Raw genomic sequence first — 1,785 nt, 5'->3', positions numbered from 1 at the left:
GCTCACAAGCAGGCAACGGTTCGAGCCGTTACGCGATTTGACGCATTCCCGGCGGCGACCACCGGTAGACGTCGGGCCGCGCCTCGTGGTGCAGCGCGATGTCGACGGCGTCCAGGATTGTCTGCCGGGACCCGGTCGACCCGAGCTGCTTGGCGGTGACCGACAGCCGGAGCACCCCGCCGCGCCGGCTGATTCGCTCCGCGCCGAGCACGATCATCCGGAACCACCACTGTTCGGTGCGAAACCCCCCGCCGATGCCGTACACCCGCGCGCGCACCGCGGTTTCGGCGACAAGGTCGTGTATCGCGTTGTGCAGCGCGGCGACGCGGAACCCCGCGACCGGCAGGGCGGCGATCGCACCGGGCGAGGCGATCCAGCGCGGCGGCGCGAACACCCGGGTACGCAGGCCGGTCTGCTCGAGCACCCGATCGGCGGCCATGAGCCGCAGCATTGCCTCGTGCTGCGGCAACGAGGCGAACTCGGCGCGGCGGCGTTTGGTGGCCGCCTGGTCGTAGCCGTGCAGGACGATCGCATCCCCGGCGTCGCGGCGGCCGCGCAGCCATTCCTGGGTTTGCTCGTCACGCACGAGGCGGTACTTGTCCTTCAAGCGCGGGGCGACCAGCAGCGACAGCGGCACACCGCGCGCATCCATCTCCGCGGCAAACTCGGCCGCCTGATCCAGGGTTTCGTTGCGGATACCGGATACCGAGACGATCAACGCACCGCTCATGGCAGCAATCTCGCACTGCGAGATGTACGGCCCGTAACGGTGTGTCGAAAGTCGGGCGAATTGACGTCGTGTGTGGTTCGTCGATGTTGGAAGTGCCGACTGTCCGCGTCGACCTTGAAGACGACTTACCCCTGACGTACAAATTTTCTGTACAACGAAGGAGGTCGTCATGCGAACCATGAGCTATAGCGAGTCGCGTGCCCGCTATGCCGAGGTGCTGGACTCGGTGGTCAATGACCGGGAGGAGATTGTCATCACCCGCTCGGGTCATGAGCCGGTGGTGATGGTCTCGCTGGCGGACTTCGAGTCGCTTCGCGAGACCGCGTACCTGATGCGCTCGCCCGCGAACGCACGGCGTCTGCTCGATGCGATGGAGCGACTCGAAAGCGGCGGGGGCGAGGTGCATCAACTCGTCGACGGTGACGACTGACCGTGCTGCTGGTGTGGGACATCAATGCCTGGGAGGACTACCTGTGGTGGCAGGCGCAGGATCGAAAGGTGCTCAAGCGCATTAACGTCCTCGTGCAGGACATCATGCGAAACGGGAATGAAGGCATCGGTAAGCCCGAACCGCTGAAACATGACTTCGCTGGCTACTGGTTGAGGCGGATCACCGACGAGCATCGCCTCGTGTACAAGGTCACTGTCAATGAGGTCCGCATCGCGGCGTGCCGGTATCACTACGGACGCTGACCCCGGCACGCCACGGACGCGTTCAGTTGGGCAAAACGGCCTGAATAGCCTCGATGACCTCCGGCGCATCCGGCTCGGTGCGCGGGCGGAACCGGTTCGCGATCTTGCCGTCGGGCGCGATCAGGAACTTCTCGAAGTTCCACTGGATATCGCCGGCCTCGCCGTTCGCGTCCGCGGCCTGGGTCAGCTCGGCGTAGAGCGGGTGCCGGTTCTCGCCGTTGACATCGGCCTTGGCGAGCAGCGGGAAGGTGACGCCGTAGGTGGTGGCGCAGAAGGTCTGGATCTCTTCGGCGGTGCCCGGCTCCTGGCCCATGAACTGGTTGCACGGGAATCCGATGACCGTGAGGCCGCGGTCCGCGTAG

Annotated in this window: 4 protein-coding genes; 2 read left to right on the top strand and 2 right to left on the bottom strand. The window is 65.6% G+C overall.

What is annotated here, in order from left to right; genetic code table 11:
* Positions 1-28: 28 nt before the first annotated feature.
* Positions 29-730: a DUF2334 domain-containing protein gene (locus tag A8G08_RS15730; protein WP_068275874.1), complete on the bottom strand. Its 702-nt coding sequence runs from the start codon at positions 728-730 to the stop codon at positions 29-31.
* Between the two features lie 169 nt (positions 731-899).
* Between A8G08_RS15730 and A8G08_RS15725 the strand changes: the two genes are divergently transcribed.
* Both A8G08_RS15725 and A8G08_RS15720 read left to right on the top strand, forming a co-directional pair.
* Positions 900-1,160 carry a type II toxin-antitoxin system Phd/YefM family antitoxin gene (locus A8G08_RS15725; protein WP_068275867.1) on the top strand — a complete coding sequence of 87 codons (261 nt, stop codon included), beginning with the start codon at positions 900-902 and terminating at the stop codon, positions 1,158-1,160.
* Between the two features lie 2 nt (positions 1,161-1,162).
* Complete coding sequence (locus A8G08_RS15720; RefSeq protein WP_068275865.1) at positions 1,163-1,423, top strand: Txe/YoeB family addiction module toxin; 261 nt, start codon at positions 1,163-1,165, stop codon at positions 1,421-1,423.
* Between the two features lie 22 nt (positions 1,424-1,445).
* Here the strand turns inward: A8G08_RS15720 and A8G08_RS15715 are convergent.
* The coding region (locus tag A8G08_RS15715) for a glutathione peroxidase (protein WP_068275863.1) at positions 1,446-1,785 on the bottom strand (340 nt) is incomplete at its 5' end.

Origin of the sequence: Aldersonia kunmingensis (assembly GCF_001646865.1) — a bacterium.
In the GTDB taxonomy this organism is placed as follows: Bacteria; Actinomycetota; Actinomycetes; order Mycobacteriales; family Mycobacteriaceae; genus Aldersonia; species Aldersonia kunmingensis.
The sequence above is the reverse complement of the archived record's forward strand: the minus strand, read 5'-3'. Positions and strand labels throughout refer to the sequence as shown.